At 64.0% G+C, this 17304-nt stretch carries 15 protein-coding genes and 1 pseudogene; 4 read left to right on the top strand and 12 right to left on the bottom strand.

From position 1 onward, the window contains the following. Positions 1 to 19: 19 nt before the first annotated feature. Positions 20 to 3529, top strand: a complete 3510-nt coding sequence (locus ACVWYQ_RS26000) for a PAS domain-containing hybrid sensor histidine kinase/response regulator (RefSeq protein ID WP_404545491.1) — start codon at positions 20 to 22, stop codon at positions 3527 to 3529. Between the two features lie 7 nt (positions 3530 to 3536). Here ACVWYQ_RS26000 and ACVWYQ_RS25995 read toward each other — a convergent pair whose 3' ends face one another. The 4 genes from ACVWYQ_RS25995 to ACVWYQ_RS25980 form a co-directional block, all read right to left on the bottom strand. After that, on the bottom strand, positions 3537 to 4358 hold the full coding sequence (locus ACVWYQ_RS25995; protein ID WP_404545489.1) for an SDR family NAD(P)-dependent oxidoreductase: 822 nt from the start codon (positions 4356 to 4358) through the stop codon (positions 3537 to 3539). Between the two features lie 18 nt (positions 4359 to 4376). Beyond that, positions 4377 to 4940: a cytochrome P460 family protein gene (locus ACVWYQ_RS25990; RefSeq protein WP_404545487.1), complete on the bottom strand. Its 564-nt coding sequence runs from the start codon at positions 4938 to 4940 to the stop codon at positions 4377 to 4379. A gap of 72 nt (positions 4941 to 5012) precedes the next feature. Then, positions 5013 to 6044 carry an alpha/beta fold hydrolase gene (locus tag ACVWYQ_RS25985; RefSeq protein WP_404545485.1) on the bottom strand — a complete coding sequence of 344 codons (1032 nt, stop codon included), beginning with the start codon at positions 6042 to 6044 and terminating at the stop codon, positions 5013 to 5015. A 35-nt stretch (positions 6045 to 6079) separates the two neighbouring features. After that, a complete protein-coding gene (locus ACVWYQ_RS25980; RefSeq protein ID WP_275510866.1) occupies positions 6080 to 6499 on the bottom strand; it encodes an organic hydroperoxide resistance protein in 420 nt (139 codons plus the stop codon). Positions 6500 to 6694: 195 nt separating this feature from the next. Here ACVWYQ_RS25980 and ACVWYQ_RS25975 point away from each other — a divergent pair, with 195 nt between their 5' ends. Then, positions 6695 to 9526: an ATP-binding protein gene (locus tag ACVWYQ_RS25975; protein ID WP_404545483.1), complete on the top strand. Its 2832-nt coding sequence runs from the start codon at positions 6695 to 6697 to the stop codon at positions 9524 to 9526. Positions 9527 to 9530: 4 nt separating this feature from the next. Here the strand turns inward: ACVWYQ_RS25975 and ACVWYQ_RS25970 are convergent. The 3 genes and pseudogenes from ACVWYQ_RS25970 to ACVWYQ_RS25960 form a co-directional block, all read right to left on the bottom strand. Further along, positions 9531 to 9719, bottom strand: a pseudogene (locus tag ACVWYQ_RS25970) (hypothetical protein); the annotation flags it as partial. Between the two features lie 4 nt (positions 9720 to 9723). Beyond that, positions 9724 to 11331 carry a TRAP transporter large permease gene (locus ACVWYQ_RS25965; protein WP_271546218.1) on the bottom strand — a complete coding sequence of 536 codons (1608 nt, stop codon included), beginning with the start codon at positions 11329 to 11331 and terminating at the stop codon, positions 9724 to 9726. Then, a complete protein-coding gene (locus ACVWYQ_RS25960; RefSeq protein WP_157285650.1) occupies positions 11328 to 11867 on the bottom strand; it encodes a TRAP transporter small permease subunit in 540 nt (179 codons plus the stop codon). The genes ACVWYQ_RS25965 and ACVWYQ_RS25960 overlap by 4 nt, the downstream gene beginning before the upstream one ends. 339 nt (positions 11868 to 12206) lie before the next feature. Here ACVWYQ_RS25960 and ACVWYQ_RS25955 point away from each other — a divergent pair, with 339 nt between their 5' ends. Further along, entirely contained in the window at positions 12207 to 12371 is a 165-nt protein-coding gene (locus ACVWYQ_RS25955; protein WP_404545480.1) for a hypothetical protein, read from the top strand. A gap of 33 nt (positions 12372 to 12404) precedes the next feature. Here ACVWYQ_RS25955 and ACVWYQ_RS25950 read toward each other — a convergent pair whose 3' ends face one another. The 5 genes from ACVWYQ_RS25950 to ACVWYQ_RS25930 form a co-directional block, all read right to left on the bottom strand. After that, complete coding sequence (locus ACVWYQ_RS25950; protein WP_271546222.1) at positions 12405 to 12641, bottom strand: hypothetical protein; 237 nt, start codon at positions 12639 to 12641, stop codon at positions 12405 to 12407. A gap of 18 nt (positions 12642 to 12659) precedes the next feature. Further along, entirely contained in the window at positions 12660 to 12869 is a 210-nt protein-coding gene (locus tag ACVWYQ_RS25945) for a hypothetical protein (protein WP_157285652.1), read from the bottom strand. A gap of 192 nt (positions 12870 to 13061) precedes the next feature. Continuing rightward, positions 13062 to 13742 (bottom strand): response regulator transcription factor, encoded by a 681-nt coding sequence (locus ACVWYQ_RS25940; protein ID WP_456726533.1) that lies wholly within the window; start codon positions 13740 to 13742, stop codon positions 13062 to 13064. Between the two features lie 186 nt (positions 13743 to 13928). Further along, on the bottom strand, positions 13929 to 16064 hold the full coding sequence (locus tag ACVWYQ_RS25935) for a DUF294 nucleotidyltransferase-like domain-containing protein (protein WP_456726532.1): 2136 nt from the start codon (positions 16062 to 16064) through the stop codon (positions 13929 to 13931). A 72-nt stretch (positions 16065 to 16136) separates the two neighbouring features. Then, positions 16137 to 16745 carry a hypothetical protein gene (locus ACVWYQ_RS25930; RefSeq protein ID WP_456726531.1) on the bottom strand — a complete coding sequence of 203 codons (609 nt, stop codon included), beginning with the start codon at positions 16743 to 16745 and terminating at the stop codon, positions 16137 to 16139. A 279-nt stretch (positions 16746 to 17024) separates the two neighbouring features. On the opposite strand from ACVWYQ_RS25930, the gene ACVWYQ_RS25925 reads away from it, so the two are divergent. Further along, complete coding sequence (locus ACVWYQ_RS25925) at positions 17025 to 17303, top strand: DUF4212 domain-containing protein (protein WP_404545470.1); 279 nt, start codon at positions 17025 to 17027, stop codon at positions 17301 to 17303. Position 17304: the final 1 nt, after the last annotated feature.

Here is a 17304-nt window from a genome sequence, read left to right as displayed (position 1 = left end):
GGGAGAGAGCCCCCGACCCATGCTGCACGATTGGGGCGTGATCGCCGCCGCCTTCGGCTATATCGGCTTCCTGTTCCTGGTGGCGAGCCATGGCGACCGCCGCTCGCCGGCCGGGCGCGGCCGCGCCTCCGGGCTGATCTATCCGCTGTCGCTGGCGATCTACTGCACGTCCTGGACCTTCTTCGGGTCGGTCGGCTTCGCCACCCGCACCTCGACCGATTTCCTCGCGATCTATGTCGGCCCGATCCTGATGATCGGGTTAGGGGCCGGGGTGCTCCGACGCGTGATCCAGCTGGCGAAAGCCCACAACATCACCTCGATCGCCGACTTCATCGGGGCCCGCTACGGCAAGAGCCAGGCGGTGGCGGCGACCGTCGCCGCAATCGCGATCATCGGCTCGGTGCCCTATATCGCGCTCCAGCTCAAGGCGGTGGCTTCCTCGCTGGGCACAATCCTGAGCGAAGACCAGGCCTTCTCGCACATCCCGATCCTCGGCGACATGGCGCTGATGGTGACGCTGACGATGGCGGCCTTCGCTGTGCTGTTCGGCACGCGACAGACCGACGCGACCGAGCACCAGCACGGCCTGATGCTGGCGATCGCGACCGAATCCATCATCAAGCTGGTCGCCTTCCTCGCCGCCGGCATCTTCGTCACCTTCTGGATGTTCTCGCCGCATGAATTGATCGAGCGCGCGATGAGGACGCCGGAAGCGGTGCGCGCCATCAATTATTCGCCGTCGATCGGCAACTTCCTGACCATGACGTTGCTGTCGCTGTGCGCGATCATGCTGCTGCCGCGCCAGTTTCACGTCAGCGTGGTGGAGAATTCCTCGGATGCCGAGGTCGGCCGCGCGCGCTGGCTGTTTCCGCTCTACCTCGTCGCCATCAACCTGTTCGTGATCCCGATCGCGCTCGCCGGCCTCGTGACCTTCCCGTTCGGCACGGCCGACCCTGATATGTATGTGCTGGCCCTGCCGATCGAGAACGGCGCGAACCTGCTCAGCGTCGTCGTTTTCGTCGGCGGGCTGTCGGCGGCGACCGCCATGGTGATCGTCGAATGCGTCGCGCTCTCCATCATGGTCTCGAATGACCTCGTGGTGCCGCTGGTGCTGAAACGTCGGCCGGAGGGGCGCGCCGGCGGGGCCGATTTCAGCAACTTCCTGCTGCGCTCGCGCCGACTCGCGATCTTCGCCATCATGGTGATGGCCTATTTCTACTATCGCGCGCTCGGCAGCACCCAGCTCGCGGCGATCGGCCTGCTCTCCTTTGCCGCCATCGCCCAGCTCGCCCCGAGCTTCTTCGGCGGCCTGCTCTGGCGGCGCGCGACCGCGCGCGGGGCGATCGGCGGCATGCTGGTCGGGTTTGCGGTGTGGCTCTACACGCTGTTCATGCCGAGCTTCATGGATTCCTCGACGTCAGGCATCCTGCTGCTGCAGCACGGCCCGTTCGGCATCGAGGCGCTGCGGCCGCAGGCACTGTTCGGCGCCGACCTGCCGCCCCTGATGCACGGCGTGATCTGGTCGCTGTCCCTCAACATCCTGACCTATGTGCTGCTGTCGCTGGCGCGCCGGCCGTCTTCCATCGAACTGCTGCAGGCCGATCTGTTCGTGCCCAATACGCTCGCACCGATCTCCCCGAGCTTCCGCCGCTGGCGCAGCACCGTCACCGTGCAGGACATCCAGACCACGGTGGCGCAGTATCTCGGGCCCGACCGCGCACGGCACTCCTTCGAGGCCTTCTCGGCGCGGCGCAACGTGCGGCTGGAGCCCGGTGCGCCCGCCGATTTCGAGCTGCTGCAACACGCCGAGCATCTGATTGCCTCCTCGATCGGCGCGGCCTCCTCCCGCCTCGTGATGTCGCTGCTGCTGCGCAAGCGGACGGTCTCCGCCAAGGCCGCGCTGAAGCTGCTCGACGATTCGCACGCCGCGCTGCATTTCAACCGCGAGATCCTGCAGACCGCGCTCAACCATGTGCGCCAGGGCATCGCCGTGTTCGACGCCGATCTGCAACTGATCTGCTCCAATCGGCAGTTCGGCGACCTCCTCAATGTGCCACTGCATCTGATCCAGTTCGGCACGCCCTTGCGCGAGATCCTGGAATTCATCGGCCTCGGCGATCCGAACGATCCGCTCGAGCGCGAGGCCCTGCTGGAACGGCGCCTTGCGGCCTACACCACCGACAGTGAGCCTTATCTCGAGCGCCTGCCGGAACGCCACATGGTGATCGAAGTGCTCACCAACCGCATGCCCGGCGGTGGCTTCGTCATCACCTTCACCGACGTCACGCCGACCTTCGAAGCCGCCGAAGCGCTGGAGCGCGCCAATGCGACGCTGGAAAAGCGCGTGCGCGACCGCACCGAGGAGCTGACGCGGCTGAACTCCGAGCTGGCCATCGCCAAGAGCGCGGCGGAGGATGCCAGCATCTCCAAGACGCGTTTCCTCGCCGCCGCCAGCCACGACATCCTGCAGCCGCTGAATGCGGCGCGGCTCTACGTCACGAGCCTCGTCGAGCGCCAGCACAATGGCGAGGAGACGCGGCTGGTCGAGAACATCGACGAATCGCTGCAGGCGATCGAGGAAATCCTCGGCGCGCTGCTGGACATCTCCAGACTCGACGCCGGCGCGATGGCGACCTCGATCTCGAGCTTCAAGATGGCCGATCTGATGCGCTCGCTGGAAATCGAGTTCGCGCCGATCGCGCGCGCCAAGGGACTGGAGCTCGCCTTCGTGCCCTGCTCGCTGCCGGTCGAGTCGGACCGGCTCCTGCTGCGGCGCCTGCTCCAGAACCTGATCTCGAACGCGATCAAGTATACCCCCCGCGGCCGCGTGCTGGTCGGCTGCCGCCGCCGCGGCGCCTCGCTCAAAATCTGCGTCTACGACACCGGCGTCGGTATCCCCGCGGTTAAGCGCGGCGAGATCTTCAAGGAGTTCCATCGCCTGGAGCAGGGCGCGCGGATCGCGCGCGGTCTGGGCCTCGGCCTCTCGATCGTGGAACGCCTGGCCCGCGTGCTCAAGCACGGCATCGCCATCGACGGCAATCGAAGCGGCGGCTCGGTGTTCTCGGTGACCGTGCCGACGGCGAAGGCGGTCACCCACACCGCGGCCGTGACCAGCGCGACGCCGCTGGCGCGCACACCGATCTCGGGCGCGCTGATCGTCTGCATCGAGAACGATGCGGCGATCCTCGACGGCATGCGCACGCTGCTCAAGGCCTGGGACGCCGAGGTGATCGCGGTCGCCGATCCCGAAGGCGCGATCGCCGCGATCGAAACCGCCGGCCGCCGCGTCACCGGCCTTCTGGTCGATTATCACCTCGATCGCGGCAACGGCATCGCCGCCATCCGCGAGATCCGCCGCCGTTTCGGCGATACCATCCCTGCGATCCTGATCACGGCCGATCGCAGCCCCGCCGTGCAGGTCGCCGCGCGCGACGAGAAGATCGCGGTGCTCAACAAGCCGGTGAAGCCGGCTTCGCTGCGTGCTCTGCTCGGGCAGTGGCGCACGCAGCAGATGGTGGCAGCGGAATAGGACGCCGTCAGTAGTCGGTCGATACGCTAAGCGCGCGCCATTTCTCCAGCTCGTCGAGACGCTGCCGGTCCGTCGCCGCGATGGCGTTGACGGCATCGCTGCCGAGCGCGATGCGCAGAGGCGGGTGATCCATGTTCGCGAGCTGCAATACCACGTCGGCCGCCTTGGCGGGATCACCGGGCTGACGGCCATCGTAGTCGCGCTGCATCCTGACGGCGGCACCGACCACCGCGTCGTACTCCGGACGTCCTTCGTCGGTCTCATGCGAGGTCTGGGCAAAGCCGGTCCGGAAGCCGCCGGGCTCAACGATGGTCACATGCACGCCGATCAGCGCCATCTCGCGCGCCAGCGATTCCGAAAAGCCTTCGATACCCCATTTCGCCGCCGAATAGGGCGCGCGGGCCGGCGCGCCGATGCGGCCGCCGACCGACGAGACCTGCATGATGTGCCCGCGGCGCTGCTTGCGCAGCACCGGGATCGCCGCCTTGGTGACGATGATGGTGCCGATCAGATTGGCCTCGATCTGCTGCCGGAACGAGGCGAGGCTGGTGTCCTCGACCGAGCCGAGATCGCCATAGCCGGCATTGTTCACGACGACGTCGAGACCGCCGAAGGCTTCCACCGCGAGGTCGATCGCCGCTTGCGCTGCCGCTTCGTCGGTCACATCAAGCGTTGCCAGCCGCAGTCCTTCCCCGAAACGTTCGCGCAGCGGTTCGAGCGGGTCGAGCTTGCGAGCCGTGGCCACCACCCGGTCGCCCGCAACGAGTGCGGCTTCCGTGATGGCGCGCCCCAACCCGCGCGAACTGCCGCTCATGAACCAGGTCTTCATTCCAGTCTCCGCAAGGACTTAAGGCGCGAGCCGCGTGAACACGTAATCGTGGTTCTTGGCACGGGCTTCGTGACAGCCCCAGCAGGTGCGGTGCTGGGCCTCGTCAACCGGCTTGCCGTTGATGAAGCGGCCAAAGCCCCAGCCTCCAGTGGAGGCATATTTCTTGGAATCCTTGACCATCACCTGGACCGTCGTAGCAGCACCGGGGATCGTCGCGGATGCAAATTCAGGTGATTGCTTCCGCTTCCAAGCGCGCTTGACCAACACGGTCCCGTCCGGGAACGGAAGCTTGCCGGCCTGGTAGGCATCGATGGCAGCCTGGTTGCCGACGACAGCGCGCAGTTCGTCGAGCGGCGCAGCCTCCTCGGCCGGCGCGATCAGCTCCCACTGCTTGTAGCCGGCGGGGATCGTGACGCCGAAGATCGGCGAGGCGTTGGCGGCCGTGCTTTCAGCCGGCGTCTGCGCCGAGACGATCGTGGCGAGATACGGCACGCAGGTCAGCAGAATGACGACGAGAACCACGGCAAGAACGATCACCGTGGAGAATGCGAAGGTTTTCTTTTCGGGTTCGGGCGCGGTCATGATCTCTCAACAGGCTCGGAGCGACGGATATCCTCCGGTCCAGCCGGGCTGAACCGGAGGCGGACAATATCCTCAGGCGCCGCCGTCGGCGTCGATGATGGCCTTGGCGAAGGCTTGCGGCGCTTCCTGCGGCAGATTGTGGCCGACGCCGCCGGTGATCAGGCGAAACTCGTATCGGCCTGAGAACTTCTTGGCATAGGCGCTGGGATCGGGATGGGGCGCGCCGTTGGCATCGCCCTCCATCGTGATCGTCGGCACCTCGATCTGCGGAGCTGCGGCCAGCTTCTTTTCGAGATGCTCGTATTTTGCCTCGCCCTGGGCGAGCCCGAGCCGCCAGCGGTAATTGTGGATCGTGATCGCGACATGATCCTTGTTGTCGAGCGACGCTGCGCTTCTGTTGAAGGTGGCGTCGTCGAACTTCCACTGCGGCGAGGCCAGCTTCCAGATCAGCTTGGCGAAATCATGCGTGTACTTCTCGTAGCCGGCCCGGCCGCGCTCGGTCGCGAAGTAGAACTGGTACCACCATTGCAGCTCGGCCGACGGCGGCAGCGGCGTATTGCCCGCAGCCTGGCTGGAGATCAGATATCCGCTGACCGACACCAGCGCGCGGCACCGCTCCGGCCACAGCGCGGCGATGATGTCGGCGGTGCGTGCACCCCAGTCGAAGCCGGCGACGACGGCCTTCTTGATCTCGAGCTTGTCCATCAGCGCGATGATGTCGGACGCCATCGCGGCAGGCTCGCCATTGCGCGGCGTCTCGCTGGAGAGGAAGTGCGTCGAGCCGTAACCGCGCAGATGAGGGATGATGATGCGATAGCCGGCCTGCGCCAGGATCGGTGCGACCTCGATGAAGGCGTGAATGTCGTAGGGCCAGCCGTGCAGCAGGATCGCCACCGGACCGTTCGAGGGACCCGCCTCGGCATAGCCGACATTGAGGACGCCGGCTTCGATCTGCTTGATCGCGCCGAAGGACGCATTCGACCCTTGAGATCGCTGCGGTTCGGTCTCGGCACGAGCGAACGCGATCATGCCGATACCGGCGGCGGCAGCTCCGGTGGCGATGCCGAGAAACTGGCGGCGGTGCTGATCAATGATCCGTTTCATGATGGTGTTACCTTGTCGTGGTTGATGATGGTGCGTCAGATCAGCGCGACCGTGACGTCGATGTTGCCGCGGACGGCCTTGGAGTAGGGGCAGGTTTGATGCGCTTCATCGATGATGCCGCGTGCGATCTCGGGGTCGAGACCCGGCAGGCTGACATTGAGGCGCGCCCTCAGCGCGTAGGCGCCCTCGTCGAGCACGAGATCGATCTCCGTATCGATCGCGCTTTTCCTGGGAAGGGTCACCTTCTGCTTGCGCGCGGCGAGTTCCATGGCGCCTTCGAAGCAGGCCGACCAGCCGGCCGCAAACAATTGCTCGGGATTTGTGCCGATGCCGGCCCCGCCCGGCGGCGACAGCTTGACGTCGAGGCGACCGTCGGAACTGCGCGATATGCCGTCTTGCCGGCCGCCGCTGGTGTGGGTCCGGGCCGTGTAGAGCAGTTTTGCCGTGTGCGTCATGAAGAGCTCCTTGCCGTCGCGCAAACTGACTAGCAGCGACGCGCTCCGGAGACCCGTTTGGACTTGTGAGAAGTTGTGAGGCCGGCGCAGAAGCTGTTACGAGGCCTGCAAACAAGGTCTGAGGCCGATGCAATGCAGGCCTTGCGGGATGGCTGCCCTCTGGCTATCCGGTTCGCAAATGAGCAAGATTTCGCGATGACCACGCCGACCGGGCCAAGACTCTCGTTCGGACCATTCACCGTGGCGCCACATGAAAGGCTCGTGACGCGCGACGGCGTCACAGTGCCGCTGGGTGCGAAGGCGTTCGACGCGCTGATCGCACTGATGTCGCGGCCGAACGAGGTCGTCAGCAAATGGGATCTGATGGCGCTGGTGTGGCCCGGCATCACCGTCGAAGAGGCCAATCTGCGCTTTCACATCGCCGCCCTCCGCAAGGCGCTCGGCGACGGCAAAGACGGGGCGCGATACATCACGACGCTCTCCGGGCGCGGCTATTGCTTCGTGGCACCGATCTCGCACACGCAGCTTCAGGCGGCGCGGCGCTCGTCCCCGCCGATGGAACTGCCGCCGGTCAAGCTGCCGAATCGGCTGCAACGGATGATCGGGCGCGACCAGGCGGTCGCCACCATCTCCGACAAGCTTCTCACCTCGCGCTTCGTCACGATCGTCGGTCCGGGCGGCGTTGGCAAGACTGCCGTCGCGGTGGCGATCGCCCACGACCTGCTCGCGACGTTCTCCGACGCCGCACATTTCGTCGACCTTGCCGCGCTCAGCGATCCCGATCTCGTGATCACCTCGATCCTGTTGATGCTCGGCTTGCCGGCCGAGACCGACGATCCCCTGCCCGCGCTGCTCGCGCATGTCAGGGACAAGCGGATGCTGCTCATCCTCGACAATTGCGAGCATGTCATCGCCGCGGCGGCACCGCTGGCTTCGGCGATCTTCCACGCTGCGCCTGATGTGCACATCCTCGCCACCAGCCGCGAAGCCCTGCGCGTCGAGGGCGAGCAGGTCTATCGATTGGCACCGCTCGCCGTACCGCCTGATAGTGCCGGGCTGAGTGCGGCGGCTGCGCAGACCTATCCCGCGCTTCAGCTCTTCATCGAACGGGCGACCGCTGGCGGCGCGCAGATCGCACTCGACGATACCAACGCCGCGACTATCGCGAGGATCTGCCGCAACCTTGACGGCATGGCCCTGGCGATCGAGCTCGCCGCAGGCCGGGTCGAAGCTTACGGCCTGGAGCAGACGGCCGCGCTGCTCGACGAGCGTCTCAATCTGCTCTGGCAGGGCCAGCGCACCGCGCCGCCGCGGCAGAAGACGTTGCGGGCGACGCTGGACTGGAGCTACGGGCTGCTGTCCGACATCGAGCGCCTCGTCCTCCGCAGGCTGGCGGTCTTCGCAGGTCACTTCACCATCGACGCCGCCCTCGAGGTCGTCCCGGATGAACGTGCCGACCGCTCCCATTTGTTCGATGCCATCGACAGTCTCGTCGCCAAATCGATGGTCGCGCCGCGGCCGGTCGGCGCCATGATGCGCTACCGTCTGCTCGATACCACGCGCGCCTATCTGCTCGAGATCGAGCCGAACGACGCCGCGCTCGCCGCCCGCCACGCGGCCTACTACCGGCGATGGCTGGAGCAGGCCGGCAGCACTTGGGCGGCAACGCCGAATGCCGACGAACGGGCGATCCACTTCTCCGCGCTCCACAACGTGCGTGCCGCGCTGGACTGGTGCTTTGGCGCGGGCGGCGACGCCAGCGCCGGCATCACGCTCGCCGCCGCGGCAGCGCCGATCTTCCTCGCGATGTCTCTTCTGATCGAATGCCGGCGCTGGTCGGAACGGGCACTGCTTGCCATGACCCCGTCCGCGCGCGGCAGCGCCGATGAAATGCACATCCAGGCCGCCCTCGGGCTGACCCTGATGTTCACGCGCGGCGGCAGCGAGGCGGCGCGCGTGGCCTTGAGCAGGAGCCTTGCGATCGCGGAGGCGCGCGGCGACGCGCCGAACCAGCTGCAGCTGCTCGGCCGCATGCATATCTTTCACGAACGGATGGGGCAGTTCGACGCAGCGCTTGGTTATGCGCAGCAGAGCCTTGCGGTCGCGCAGCCGCTCGGCGATCCCGGCTCGATCGTCCTCGCCCATTCGCTGCTCGGGGTTTCGCTGCATCTGGCCGGCGAGCACCGCGACGCGCTGAAGATGCTGGAGGTCGCATGGCAAGGGCCGGGCGCGGAACGAACCAGCACCATTCATGGCTTCGATCATCGCAACCGGGCCGGCATCACGCTGGCGCGCGAACTCTGGTTGCAGGGCCGTCCCGCGGACGCGCGGCAGCTGGCGCAACAGACGGTGACTGAAGCCGCGCAAATGGAGCATCCGATCACGCTCTGCATCGCGTTGATCTGGGCGGTCTCGATCTCGCTCTGGGACGGCGATCTCGACGGCGCCGAGCAGAGCATCGACCAATTCATCGCGCATGCCGAATCTCGCTCGATGGGTCCCTATCTCGTGGTGGGCCGCGGCGTGAAAGGCGAACTGGCGATCCGGCGGGGAGACGCCGCGCAAGGCGTCGATACGATCTTCGCTTGCCTACGCGAGCTCCACGAGGCCGGCTACGAACTGCTCACCACGACCTTCAACATCGCGCTGGTTCAAGGCTTGTTGGCGCTTGGACAGATCGAGCAGAGTGCGCGCCTGATCGAGGATGCGATCCGCCTCGTCGATCAGGGCGGCGATCATCTCTACATGCCCGAATTGCTGCGGATGAAAGGCAGAGTTCTGTTGTCGCTGCCCGAGCCCGACGCCGAGCAGGCACAAGCCCACTTCATGCAATCCCTGGATCTCAGTCGCCAACAAGGCGCCACGGCCTGGGAGCTGCGCGCCGCGATCGATCTCGCCGGGCTGTTTGCCGGACGCGGGCAGCGCGACGAGGCGAAGCGATGGCTCCAATCGGCGCTCGAAGGCTTTGCCGAGGGCTCCGAAACGGCGGATATCAGAGCGGCCAGCGTGCTTCTGACCACGCTGTAGCGGATCACCCCGTCGGCGTGCCCTGCTTCCACTGGCCGCCGGTGATCTTCGCCGCCGCGATTACCGCCTGCGTCCGGCTCTCGACGCCGAGCTTCTGCAGGATCGCCGTGACAGGGGCCTTGGCGTCACGCAAGGTCTCGACCCCGAACCGCTTCGGAATGAAGCCGGACGCGCCGAAATGCCTCGGTTGACGTCCCTCAGTTCTTGGGCTGCCCGAAATCGATCAATGGTGGCGGCAGCTCGACGTCCGGAATCTCGATCTTGATCTTCTCCAGATCCACCTTGATCGGGGCGTCCAGCAACCCGGTGACAGTGATCGGGAATGCGATCACGACCGCAACCATGATCGCCTGCAGACCGATCCACGGCACCGCGCCCCAATAGATGTCTGAACTCTTGACTTCCTTCGGCGCCACGCCGCGCAAATAGAACAGCGCGAAGCCAAAGGGGGGATGCAGGAAGGAAGTCTGCATGTTCACGCACAGCATGATCCCAAACCAGATCAAGGCAGCATCCGCGCCGACGACAGGGGTGAGGAGCTTGAGGGCGGTCGGCGCGACCATGGGGACAATAATGAAGGCAATCTCGAAGAAGTCGAGGAAGAAGGCGACAAAGAAGATGAACAGATTGATGAAGATTAAGAAGCCCCACACACCGCCCGGCAACGATGTCAGCATATGTTCGAGCCAGACGCCCCCGTTGCAGCCGAGAAAGACAATCGAGAAACAGGTCGATCCAATGAGGATAAAAGTCACCATGCAAGTGATGCGCATGGTGGTCTCATAACCCTGCTTTACCAGCAAGCGCAGGTCGGGAATCCTGATTACCTCGAGACACAGCCAGGCCACTGCCAGATAGGCAGTCGCGAACGCAATCTTGAACGGCAGATTCGGCGTGAAGTAGATGCCGATGATGGTGCCGATTCCGGCAGCGGCGACGCCGACGAGCAAGACCTTGTGACCGGCCGAGCTGAAATCCTTGTGATGGATGACGGCGAGGACGATCGCGCCGACGGCGCCCATCGCGCCCGCTTCGGTCGGCGTGGCGAGGCCCAGCATCATCGTGCCGAGCACCACGAAGATCAGAACGGCGGATGGAATGATGCCTAGAAGGCATTTGCGCCAGAGCGCCCAGCCCTTGAGCGTCCTCGCTTCCTTGGGCACCGCCGGGACATGGCCCGGCTTGACGATGCTCAGAACGAAGGTGTAGCCCGCGAACAGCGCAATCTGGAGGATCGATGGCCCCCAGGCGCCCAGATACATGTCGCCCACTGACTTGCCGAGCTGGTCCGCGAGCACGATCAGAACCAGCGAAGGAGGCACCAGCTGCGTTATGGTGCCGGAGGCTGCGAGCACGCCGGTGATGTAGCGCACGTTATAGCCGTAGCGGATCATGACCGGCATCGAGATCAGCGCCATCGCGATCACCTGCGCGGCCACGGTGCCTGTGATGGCACCGAGGATGAAGCCGACGATGATCACGGAATAGCCGAGACCGCCGCGAACGGGGCCAAACAGCTGCCCCATCGAATCCAGCATGTCCTCTGCGAGGCCGCATCGTTCGAGGATCGCGCCCATGAACGTGAAGAATGGGATGGCCAGCAGCAGCTCGTTGGCCAGAACGCTGCCGTAGATGCGCTCCGGGATCGCCTGGAGGAAGCTGAACTCGAAAAATCCCAAATGGATCGCGAGAAATCCGAACGAGAGCCCGAGGGCGGCCAGCGTGAAGGCGACCGGAAAGCCGATGAGCATCGCCAGAACAAGTCCGCCGAACATCAGCGGCGGCATCATCTCGATCGTGATCATTGGGTCGGCCGCTCGTATTTCGCATCGATGGTGACTTCACCGCGCAAGGCGGCGGCGCGCTTGATGACCTCCGAGATACCTTGCAAAGCCAGCATGAAGAATCCGGCCGGCAGCACAAATTTGATCGGCCAGCGCATGAGGCCGCCGGCATTGTTGGACATTTCGCCGATGACGAACGAGTTGTAGAACATCGCCCAAGACAGGTAGCTGAGGAGCAGGCAGGCCGGGACGAGGAAGACCAATGTCCCGATCAGGTCCAGCCACAGCTGGCCGCGTTCGGAGAGCATGAGATAAAGGATCTCGACGCGGACGTGCTCGTTGCGCTTGAAGGTGTAGGACGCGCCGAACATCACGACGACGGCGAACATGTACCACTGCGTTTCGAGCCAGCTGTTCGAGCTGTAGCTGAAGGCGTAGCGGATCATCGCATTCACAGCGCTGACCAGACAGGCCGCGAGCACCAGAATGTTGCAGACGCTGCCGACCTTTTCGTTCAGCCAGTCGATCGCCGTACTTATCGCCAACAATGGGCGCATTGCAGACTTTTCCCCGCTCGCTGAGTGCTACCTCCAAGCAGGCAGGATCATGCCGACGCAATAGCTGTCGTCCATGCCCATGCGGAAGTTAGGTCACCCTCCCGACGCTTCCGCCCGTTCTTATTGTCGGTTTTTGACGAGCCATGGTTAGGTCTCGCCCGCCGCGTGAAGCAAGGCACCTTTACCGCCAGCCTGTTCCGGGTCAACAGCAAAATGGACAGTTTACCGCGCCGGCATCTAAAATGGCGTCGCAGTGCTTAATTCGGTTGACCTGCAGGGCTGCGAACAACTCGATCGTCGGAGGACCGCCTCCAACGAGCTACAGCGAGGGCAAATTTCGTGGTCGGCGCATTCCTGGTCGTTTTTTCAGTAGTCCTTCTCTGGTTCTTCCTGCCTCGCAACGGACAGTCACATCAATGGATGGCGTTGCCGTTCTTTGACACAGGAATTCCTAAGGCGATCGTCATGTCTGGTCTGACGATGGTGATCGACCGCATCTGCTGACCTTTTGATCTTGTGTGGGTCGTAGAGGCGCGACTAGCCCTCGACATCGTACTGCTTGCAGAGGTGATCCCCAATCTGGACAAGCATGGCAACGCATTCAGGATAGCCCGGCCGATCAGAGGTCGCCTGATCAGCGCTGGCCCGAAACTCCCAGGATTTCCCGTCGCGGAGGACGGAAATCGTGATTCCATCGGGACAGTCGGCGTGGACCTTCAACTCGGCTCTCGCCATGGCGATCAGTTCGCTTTCAGATTTTACGGGCTTGCTCATTCGTTGGCCCTTGATCTCCTAACGAACAACCCCAGCGGCATCATCGTCGCTCGGCATCACCCAATCGAGGGCGAGCAAGCAAGCTTCCAGCAGAACGAAAGCAACAAGGCCGCCAACCAGACCGAAAAAGACGATGGAAAAGGTCCCTAGTAAAAGCGCACAGAAGACATCTGCAAGCACCTTAGACGTGCGATCGGATTGGGTCTGGTTGGCTGCGAAGTACGGCATCTTCATCCTTCGGAGTTTGCCCCCAACTTAGCCACATCTACCACTGGCGGTCTATTCCAAACGACGGCTTATTGGTCCAGCTAATCCATCGATCGAAATGCCCACAACGGGTCAAAACCGCCGAAGCTCTCATCGCACTGAATGATTGCGCTCTGCCGCGAGCCCGGACATCCACCAGTTAACGCGCAAACGCTACCCCGTCGGCGTGCCCTGCTTCCACTGGCTGCCGGCGATCTTCGCCGCGGCAATCACCGCTTGCGTCCGGCTCTCGACGCCGAGCTTCTGCAGGATCGCCGAAACGTGGGCCTTGATCGTGGCTTCGGAGACGCCGAGCTCGTAGGCGATCTGCTTGTTGAGAAGGCCCTCCGACAGCATCATCAGGACGCGAACCTGCTGAGGCGTCAGCGTCACCAGGCGGTCGCGCAGGCGGGTCATGTCGGGATCGGCGGCGGCGGACAGGTCGGTATCGGCGGGAACCCAGACGTCGCCTTCCATCACCTTGAGGATGGCGTCGCGCAAGGTCTCGACCCCGAATCGCTTCGGGATGAAGCCGGACGCGCCGAAATCGAGCGAACGGCGGATCGTGGCGCTGTCGTCGGAGGCCGAGACGATCACGACCGGAATCGCCGGATATTGCGCGCGCAGATAGATCAGGCCTGAGAAGCCGGAGATCCCGGGCATGGAGAGGTCGAGCAGGACCAGATCGACCTCGGAGGTCTGCTCCAGAAGCTTGGTCAGATCCTCGAAGGTTCCGGCCTCGTCGATCCGGGCCGACGGGAGAACGCCCCCCACCGCCTGCCGCAGCGCATCGCGGAACAGGGGATGATCATCGGCGATGACGAGATGGGTGTTTGCATTGGCTGTTGCAGTCATCTGTTCCGCAGGCCGACGAAAGATCGGGAAAGAAGTTCAACTCGTTGCTGATCAAGCAGCAATTGGCGATTGTTTACTGACTGGAGCCGTCTTGCAAGGCAACCTTCCGCCCGTAGTCGCAAGGCAGTTAATCACAGGGGCGAACCAATTGATGTTGCAGCGCAAAAAAGCCACTGACGGGTCTCATCAGTCCCTGAACAGCAGGTCCCGGGTCAACTTCTCGATCACAGCGACCGCTTGAAGCGCTGCCCTCAATCGCTCGCGATCACGGGTCGACAATGGCTTGACCAACACCGCATTGGAGGGCGGCGTCCCCTGCGCCGCATCCGCAATCTGTTGCGACACGATCAGCTCCAGAAAGATACCATGGGCCTCGTCGAGCGCATCGAGATCAGTCTCGCCACGGCCAACCAGGGCCTTCACGCCCGCGAGGCGTTGCGATGTCGATCGGCCCATCACATGGTAAAGGATCGCCATCGCACGCGCCGCAGCGACCAGGCCGAACAGCCCTGCCGCCTTGAGGTCGATGCGACCGCCGTCAGTGCGAATGCCGCCGAAGAATTTCAGGCTCGCAGGGACGCTGATCCCTTCGACCAGAAGCTTGGCGAACGCGACCTGCCCCTCGGCTGCCGCGAAAGCCGCCTGCCTGACCGCGACGGCAAGGCTGCCGTCGCCATGAACGGCCCGGAGATCGAAGAAGATATCGACCGACAGCAGATCCTTTGGACTGGAGCGGCAGACCCAGTGCTCGATGCGGTCCCGCCACGTTGCAACCGAGCCGCGCCAGGGTGGGTTTTTCGCCATGACGCCCCCCTTGCAATAGGGCACACCGGCCTCGTGCAGAATATCTGCAACGTGCACTGCGAACGTCTCAAACCAGCGATCCTCGTCGCCTCCCGGCTCGCCTTGCGCGAAGATCACGGCATTGTCCTGATCCATCGCCAGCAGGCTTTCGCCGCGCCCGGCAGACCCGAGCACGATCAGCGTGTATGGCGTTGGGGCCGCGCCCCGACCGCGATCCCGCATGATCCGCTCGGCGATCACAGCGGCCTGACGGGTGAGGGCGCAGAGCTCGCTGGAGATCACCTCCGCAATCTGACGCCCGGTCAATCCTTCCGCCAGGAGCACCTCCGCAACCCGCGGCAGCTTCGCCCAGGCCAGCGCCAATGCCTGCGTATCCGCGGCATCCTCGATCTCGTCGCCGAGCGATATGGCCTCCCCTGCCCGCAGACGCAGCAGGTCCCGCGCGGACAACGCACCGACCACCCGGCCGGCCTCATCGACGACGCCGAGATGGCGGGTCTTGAGGCGATTCATCCGGCCAATCGCGCGATAGACGAGCGCGTCCTCGGGAATCGCCGCCAGCGGCCTGCTCATGATGCGGTGCACCGGCAGCTCCAGCGCGGGGGCACCGAGCCGGGCGATCGCCCGCAGCACGTCACGCTCGGTAACGATCCCGGCCTCGACGGCCTTGATATCGTCGGCCGCCGCATCCGCCGCACCGACGTACACAGCCGATATTCTCTCGCTGGTCATTCGCGCCAGGGCGTCGCTCACCGAAACGTCCGGACCGACGAAAATGACGGGATACCGCATGATGTCGCGGTTGCGGTGGCGATAGGCGTAGGCGTCGAACCGCTTCAGCGTTTGCTCTCCATCGATACGGGCCGTCGCTTCGAACGGCTCGACCCAACCCATCCGCACCTGATCGTCGAGCACCGTGGTGAGCGCGCGACAGACCCGCTCGGCCTCCGCAACGGTCCGGATGCCGTGCTCGCGCAGCCTCGGCAGCAGCGCCAGGAAGATCCGTGCCGTCGTGATCGCATCGCCGAGAGCGGAGTGCCGGCCGGCCACGTCAATGCCAAGCCAGGCCGCAAGATTCTCCAGCTGGTATCCGCCGAGGTCCGGCGCAACGATCTCCGCAAGCAGTCTGGTATCGAGCGTTCGAGGCCGGGACCATGGCAATCCCGCCAGATCGCATTCGCGCTTCAGGACGGCCAGATCGAAACCGATCATGTGCCCGATGACGAGCGCCCGGCCGAGGAATGCCTCGAAACGCGGCCACACATCCACGAATAGCGGCGATTCAGCGACCATGGCATCATCGATGCCGTGAATGCGCGTCGTTTCGGCGGGGATCGGTTGGTCGGCCGGACGCAGCAATTGAACGAATGAACCGCCATCGACCAGCTTTCCGGCCGACAGACGCACGCCGGCAAGCTCGATCACCCGCGCCTTGCGCGGATCGAGCCCGGTCGTTTCGGCATCGATGACAACGGCGTCGAGCGACAAAAGCGGGGCAGCACCACTCGTCGTATCCATCGTCCTCCCTCGGAAGGCCCGGACCGTGCGATGCCGGCCGGCAAGCCGGGCATTGGCAGAGGCCGGGCGATCCTACGCCAGCAGCCTGTTGGTCACGGCAGCTGCATCGATGCGATCGACCAATTCGTCATGGATGTTGCACAGGCTGACACGCAGGTAATTGCGGATCGTCTCGAAATCCCGTCCGCGCAGTTTTTCGTGGATCGGCATCATCGCAAAATAGGTTTCCGCCAGCGGCTCGGGAATGTCCATCACGCGCTTGGGCGCATGCCCGCCAACGAGGTCGAGCCTCTGCTCCAGCTCGCGCCGGGCCTCAAGCCAGGCGTCCTCGCCGAGCGACGGCGGCACGGGGTAACGGTCGAAAACCGAGAGGACGACGAGGATCATCTGGTCGAGAACCGCCCGGCGCTGCATGCCGGCATGTGGGCGCAATACCCCCTCGACCATCTCGCCGACCATCGCAAGCCCGAGCGGATAAGCCTGCCAGCGCGACCGTTCGACGGCTTGTGCAAAGGCTTCCTCGGCAAACAGCACCTTGGCGTAATGGCCAGCGCGGGCACGCGAATACTCGTAAATGCCCTTTTGCACGATGAATGCCGACTGCGCGTCGATGAAGTCGGCAAGCGCCTTGCGATCGCCAATCGGCGGCCGGGGACGAAAGAACCCTTCGAATAGCTTCATTTGCCTAACCTGCCAGATCGTCCGGTGCGTTCGGCAAGGGCCAGCATCTGGAAACTCCATGTTTCAATGCAGCATCGCTATTAGCAGCTGCAACAAATTTTCCCGCCGAAAGTATAATAAGCCTTGGTAACCTGCAGTGTTAGCCTCAGCTCGCTTCCAATCGGCAAAAGATCGACGGAAGCAGCGGCGCGGGGGACGCCGCAGTTGTGGGATTGCAATCCCTCGACCGTTCAATTCCGGCGCATTGGCGAACCGGCTCTTGAGGGAGGATTGCAACCCATGATCGACTCAACAAATCTGAAAGAGAGAGAAGTAGCGCACTGGGCGAAGACCTCGCGCCTGATGTTCACGCATCTCGGCATCTGGTTCTTCTTCGGCTTCATCATCCATATGTTCGTGGATCCCCTCAACAAGATCGTCATCCCGATCCTCGGTTTTCCGCTCGGCTTCTATATGGCGGCGCAGGGGTCGCTTATCGTGTTCGTGGTGATGCTGTTCGTGTTTGCGAAACAGCAGGACAGGATCGATCGCGAATTTGATTTTGCTGAGGACGATTGAG

This window comes from Bradyrhizobium sp. USDA 3397, assembly GCF_054060965.1.
This window is presented reverse-complemented; position numbering and strand designations above follow the sequence as displayed.